The organism is uncultured Arenimonas sp., from assembly GCF_963976025.1.
In the GTDB taxonomy this organism is placed as follows: domain Bacteria; phylum Pseudomonadota; class Gammaproteobacteria; order Xanthomonadales; family Xanthomonadaceae; genus Arenimonas.
In genome coordinates this window covers 1-6,235 of the sequence record NZ_CAXBJS010000154.1, presented here as the reverse complement: position 1 = coordinate 6,235, position 6,235 = coordinate 1, and the positions used below count along the sequence as shown (strand labels likewise).

Below are 6,235 nucleotides of genomic sequence, written 5' to 3'. Positions count from 1 at the left end.
GAGCGCCTTCAGGCGCGAATCCCTTCTTTGCCAAAGGCAAAGTCAAAAGATTCGCACCTGAAGGCGCTCCTACAGGGACCGTCGGCTAGTAGTAGAGCATCACGAGGTGTTTGGCCTCGGCGAAAAACAGCCAGCGTTCCACCAGCGCGCCCAGCAGCGAGGCCAGCACCGCCACCGCCAGCACCGGCGTGGCGGCGTCGGGGAACATCCAGGCCAGCCAGCAGCAAAACACCGGCACCAGGCCGAACAGCAGCGCGGCGATGACACGCAGCTTGCGCGAGTGCTTGCGCGCCAGCACGAAGCCCATTTCGGTGGTCAGGTAATTGGCTTCGGTGTGCGGGCGTTCGAACACACTCACCTCGCGCCCTTCCGGCAGGCCCAGCGCCGAGGCCTTGCCGACCGGCAGCGGCTTGCGGTCGATGCCGCGCCAGTACAGCCACTTCATGAAGACCAGGATGACCGCCAGTCCGCCCGCCACCACCAGCAGCGGCGCAATCGCCACGCCGCCGGCCAGGCGCTGGCCCAGCAGCATCAACAGCAGCCCGCACAGCAGCGCAAACGTCAGGTACACGGGCAGCACCAGCGGGTGCCGCCAGGCCGGAATGGGCTTCAGCGACGCGTAGATCATCGCCGTGCAGACCACGGTGCCCATGGCGCACAGCAGTGCCGCCCAGATCACCCAGCGCACCTCGTCGGGCAGTCCCGCACCGGCCTCAACGCCGCGCAGCGGCGCCGACAGCCACCAGCCCAGCGCCAGCACCGGCAGGTAAACCAGCACCGCCATCACGCCCTCGCGCGACAGCCAGGACGTGCGCCACTGCGAAAACGCCCGCCACGCGCGCTGCGGCTGCCCCAGGTGGCCCAGGGAGCTGACCAGGCCAATGGTGAAAAGCACCATCGCTGCCGCCAGCAGCCCCAGGAACAGCACCGGCGTATTGCCCATCAGCGCGCCCGGGCGCTCGAAGGCCAGCAGCAGCATCGTCCAGGCCAGCAGGCCGTAGCCGGCGCCCGACAGCGTGGAGAAAAACAGCACGGAAAAGGCGGGATGCATGTCAGCGGCTCAGGGCGCGGTCGAGCCAGCGCAGCAGCGGGTTGAGTTGCGAGGGGTCCACGGTTTCGCGCGCGGCTTCCGGCGCGGCCGCGGCTTCGCCCGGCGGGCCCGCGCGGCGCGGACGAGGCGGCAGGTAGCGGTTCACCGGCGCGTAGCCCAGTTCGGGCATCAGCGGCACGCCGCCGCGTTCTGCCACCAGCTTCGAAACCTTCGAGTCCGGGTCACCCAGGTCGCCGAAGTGGCGTGCGCGCGTCGGGCAGGCCTGCACGCAGGCGGGCTCGCGCGAGACTTCGGGGATCGTTTCGTTGTAAATGCGGTCCACGCACAGCGTGCACTTCTTCATGACGCCTTCGACCGCGCTGTATTCGCGCGCGCCGTAGGGGCAGGCCCAGCTACACAGCTTGCAGCCGATGCACTTGTCTTCGTCCACCAGCACGATGCCGTCTTCGGCGCGTTTGTAGCTGGCGCCGGTGGGGCAGACGGTGACGCAGGCCGGCGTTTCGCAGTGCAGGCAGCTGCGCGGGAAGTGCAGGGTGCTGGCGGGCTGGTCGGCGGTGGCGGCGACGTCGTAGCTGTGCACGCGGTTGAACCAGACGCCGCTGGGATCCTTGCCGTAGGGCTGCTCGTCGGTCAGCGGGCCGGCGATGCCACCCGCGTTCCATTCCTTGCACGACACCGCGCAGGCATGGCAGCCCACGCAGGTGTCGAGGTCGATCACCAGGCCCAGTTTTTTGGCAGAGGGTTTGGGCAGCGAGGTCATCAGAACGGGAAGAACTTCGGGATAAGGAACACGGCCATGCCCCAGAAAATGAGGTTCAGCGGGATACCCATCTTCATGAAGTCCACGAACCGGTAGTTGCCGGCGTTGTAGACCATGGTGTTGGTCTGGTAACCCACGGGCGTGGCGAAGCTGGTGGACGCGGCGAACAGCACCGCCACCAGGAAGGGCGTGGGGCTGACGCCCATGGACACCGCCGTGGTGAAGGCGATCGGCGTGATCAGCACGGCCGCCGCGTTGTTGCTCATCAGTTCGGTCAGCAGGGCCGTCGTCAGGTACACCGCCGCCAGCACGGCCAGCGGCCCGAAGCCGCCGACCCAGTTCACCGAAAAGTCCGCGATGCCCTGGGCCAGGCCCGACTTCTGCATGGCGATGCCCAGCGGCAGCACGCCGGCCAGCAGCACGATCACGCGCCAGTCGATGGCCTGGTAGGCCTGGTCGTTGCCGATGCAGCGCGTGGCCACCAGGGCAATGCCGCCCAGGATCGCCGAGGCGACGATCGGCAGCCAGCCCAGGCCGGCGACGGTGATGGCCGCGGCCATGATGCCTATCGCCAGCCAGGCCTTGCGCTTTGGCAGCGCGGCTTCCTCGCGCTCGTTGAGCACGATCAGGTTGTGGTTGGCGCGCAGCACGTTGAGTTCGGACTTCGGGGCCAGCAGCAGCAGCACGTCACCGACGTTGAGGTTGACGTCCTTGAGCTTCTCGCGCAGCACTTCGCCGCGCCGGTGCACGGCCAGCACGGTGGCGTTGTAGGTCCACTGGAAATCGAGCGCTTCCAGGGTATGGCCGGCCAGCCGCGCGCCCGGGGCGACCATGGCTTCGACCAGCACCTGCGCCTGGTCGCCGTCCTCGCCGCTGAACTGGCTGTCCTGCAGCTTGAACTCGGGTTCGAAGTCGAGCTTGCTGCTGTCCTTGAGTGTCTTGATCTTCTCGAGGTTGCCGCGCACCAGCAGAACGTCGCCTTCGCGCAGGGTCTCGGCCCGCGGCGACCAGTGCTTGTGCTCGCCGCGCATCAGTTCCAGCACGTACACCGAATGTTTTTCGCCCAGCTGGGCCTCGGCCACCGACTTGCCGATCAGCGGCGACTCCGGCATCACGCGCAGCTCGGTGATGTACTTGCCAAGTTCGTAGGCATCGGTGATCGCCGCCGGCGCGTGCTTGGGCAGCAGCCAGCGGCGCATCAGCAGCAGGTACACGAAACCCACCGCCATGGTGATAAGCCCCACCGGCGCGAAGTCGAACAGGCCAAAGCCCGGGTGGCCCAGGTCCTTGGCCATCGAGTTCACCAGCAGGTTGGTCGAGGTGCCGATAAGCGTGCACACGCCGCCCATCTGGGCCGCGTACGACATGGGGATGAGGATCTGCGACGGCGACTGCTGGTTGGCCGTCGAGGCCGCCAGCACCAGCGGCAGCAGCACCGCCACCGCCGCGGTGTTGTTCACGAAGGCCGAGATCGGACCGACGACCAGCATCAGCAGCAGCATGAACAGGAAGCCGTTCTTCACCCGCCCGAACAGCCGCCCCAGCGAAGCCAGCGCACCGGTATGCGCCAGGCCGGCGCTGAGCACGAACATCGCCGCCACCGTGATCGTGGCTTCGCTGGAAAAGCCCGACAGCGCTTCCACCGGCGTCACCAGGCCCAGCACCAGCAGGCTGGCCAGCACCAGCATGGCCACCACGTCCACCGGCAGTTTTTCGGTGACGAACAGCGTGACGGCGCCAACCAGCACCAGCAGCGTCAGGATGGCATCCATTTCCATCGTCAGGATTTCCTGAAGTCGGCGCCGTAGCGCAAGGGGGCATTGTCGCTGCTATCGCCCAGCGCGGCGAACTGCGGATGGCTTTCTTCGACCGGGTCGGCCCGGTGGATCGCCACGCGCAGGTCGAACCAGGCGGCCTGGCCGGTCACCGGGTCGGCGTTGGCATAACCGCCGTCGGGCAGCTTGTCGGAAATCAGGTGGTTGAGCAGGAAGCCCTTGGTGGCTTCCGGCGCGTCCGCGGCCAGCTTCCAGGCGCCGCGGCGCTTGCCGATCGCGTTCCAGGTCCACACCGTGTCCGGCTGCACGTTGCCGGCCAGGCGGCACTGCACGGTGATGCGGCCGTGGTGGGAATCGACGTGCACCCAGTCGTCGTTGCCCAGGCCGTGCCGCGCCGCGGTGTCCGGGTGCAGGTACAGGAAATTGCGCGCGGTGATCTGCCGCAGCCAGGCGTTCTGCGAGCCCCAGGCGTGGTACATGAACGGCGGTCGCTGCGTCACGGCGCTCAGCGGGTAACGCTTGGGGTCGAGCTGGCTGCCTTCGAAGGGTTCGTACCAGGTCGGCAGCGGGTCGAAATACGTGGCCACGCGTTCGCGTTCGGCCTCGGGCGGCTGCACGGGCCCGTGGCCCAGCGCCGCCAGCCGGAATTTCTGCAGCGTTTCCGAATACAGCTGCAGCACCACCGGCTCGGCCTTGGCAATGAAGCCCATTCGCTGCGACCACTCGAGATAGTCGCGGTTGGCCATCTTGAAATAGCGGCCGGCCTCGGGCACCTCGGCGCTCCAGAAGCCGCCGTTGGCGCGGTAGCGGTCAAGCTGGTCCGGGTTGGGTGCGCCCTTGCCGTGCTGGCTGCCGTCGCCGCGCCAGCCGGCCAGCAGGCCGACGCCGGGCGCGCGTTCGTGGTTGGTGATGTAGTCGGCGTAGTCGCGGTAGCGCGGGCCGCCGTCGTCCTTCACCAGCGCCGGCAGGCCGATGCGCGCGCCCAGGTCCAGCAGCACGTCCTGGAAGCCGCGCACGTCGCGGCCTTCGCGCTGCGTTGTCGGATCGAGCACCGGGTGGCGGATGGCGTCGGCGGCGCGGTCGGCGTCCGAGATCGGCCGGTCCAGCAGCGAAATCGCGTCGAAGCGTTCCAGGTAAGTCGTGTCCGGCAGCACCAGGTCGGCGTAGGCGACCATCTCGCTGGCGTAGGCGTCCGAGTAGATGATCTTCGGGATGCGGTACTCGCCGGCCTCGTCCTTGTCGGTCAGCCAGCGCATGGTCTCGGCGGTGTTCATGGCCGAGTTCCAGCTCATGTTGGCCATGAACAGGAACAGCACGTCCACCGGCGCCGGGTCGGCGGCCCAGGCATTGCGGATGACCGTGTGCAGCATGCCGTGCACGGCCAGCGGGTAACGCCAGGAATAGGCGTGGTCGATGCGCCGCGGCTGGCCGTTTGCGTCCACCAGCAGGTCTTCGGGGCCGTGGATGAAGCCCAGCGGCGCGGCATCGAGCGCGCCATTGGCCTGCCGTGCCTTGCCGGGCCGGTTCGCCGGCGGCACAGGCCGCGGGAAGGGCGGCTGGTAGCGGAAGCTGCCCGGCGTATCCACCGCGCCCAGCAGCAGCTGCAGCAGGTGCAGTGCCCGGCAGGTATGGAAGCCGTTCGAATGTGCGCTGATGCCGCGCATCGCATGGAAGGACACGCCGCGGCCGACCATGCGTTCGTGGCGCACGCCGTGCACGTCGGTCCAGGGCTGGCCGATCACCACCGGTTCGTCGAAGGCCGCCGCCGCCAGCTCCGCGGCCAGTCGGCGGATGGTGGCGGCGGGGACGCCGCAGCGTTCGGCGACGGCGTCGGGCGCGTATTTCGGGTCGAGGTAGCGTTCGGCGACCAGCTGGAACACCGGCACGGCCTTGCGGCCGTCGGGCAGGGTGAACTCGCCGATGACGGCAGGCGAGATGCCCGTGGCATCCGCCGGCGCCGGCGCCGCCTCCGTCCGGTCCCAGCAAAGCCCGCGCTCCTGTCCATCCCGCGCAAACAACCCGTCATCCGCCCCGCCCGGATTGCGCACCACCAGCCAGTGCGCATTCGTGTAGCGCACCAGGTAATCGAGGTCGATCTTGTCGGCCTTCAGCAATTCATGGATCAGCGCGAACGCCAGCAACCCGTCCGTGCCCGGGCGGATGCCCACCCATTCGTCGGCAATCGCCCCGTAGCCGCTGCGTACCGGGTTCACGGCCACGACCTTGGCGCCGCGGCCCTTCATGTGGCCCAGGCCCAGCTTGATCGGGTTGGAATCGTGGTCTTCGGCCACGCCCCAGAGCATCAGGTACTTGCTGTGCTCCCAGTCGGGTTCGCCGAACTCCCAGAAGCTGCCGCCCAGCGTATACAGGCCACCGGCGGCCATGTTCACCGAACAGAAGCCGCCGTGCGCCGCGTAGTTGATCGTGCCGTACTGCTGCGCCCACCAGCCGGTCAGGGCCTGGCTCTGGTCGCGGCCGGTGAAAAAGGCCAGGCGGTCGGGGTCTTTGGCGCGGGTCTCGCGCAGCCAGCCGGCGGCCAGGTCCAGGGCCTCGTCCCATTCGATTTCGCGGAACTTGTTCTCGCCGCGTTCGCCCACCCGCAGCAGCGGCTTGTCCAGCCGCGCCGGCGAGTAGTGCTGCATGATGCCG

General features: G+C 68.3%; 4 protein-coding genes. All 4 read right to left on the bottom strand.

All coding sequences use genetic code 11. From position 1 onward, the window contains the following. Window positions 1-85: 85 nt before the first annotated feature. Window positions 86-1,051, bottom strand: a complete 966-nt coding sequence (locus tag AACZ35_RS11315) for a DmsC/YnfH family molybdoenzyme membrane anchor subunit (RefSeq protein ID WP_339829297.1) — start codon at window positions 1,049-1,051, stop codon at window positions 86-88. Window position 1,052: 1 nt separating this feature from the next. Beyond that, window positions 1,053-1,811 carry a 4Fe-4S dicluster domain-containing protein gene (locus AACZ35_RS11310; RefSeq protein WP_339829294.1) on the bottom strand — a complete coding sequence of 253 codons (759 nt, stop codon included), beginning with the start codon at window positions 1,809-1,811 and terminating at the stop codon, window positions 1,053-1,055. Then, window positions 1,811-3,589: an SLC13 family permease gene (locus tag AACZ35_RS11305; protein WP_339829292.1), complete on the bottom strand. Its 1,779-nt coding sequence runs from the start codon at window positions 3,587-3,589 to the stop codon at window positions 1,811-1,813. The genes AACZ35_RS11310 and AACZ35_RS11305 overlap by 1 nt, the downstream gene beginning before the upstream one ends. A gap of 2 nt (window positions 3,590-3,591) precedes the next feature. After that, the coding region (locus tag AACZ35_RS11300; protein ID WP_339829290.1) for a molybdopterin oxidoreductase family protein at window positions 3,592-6,235 on the bottom strand (2,644 nt) is incomplete at its 5' end.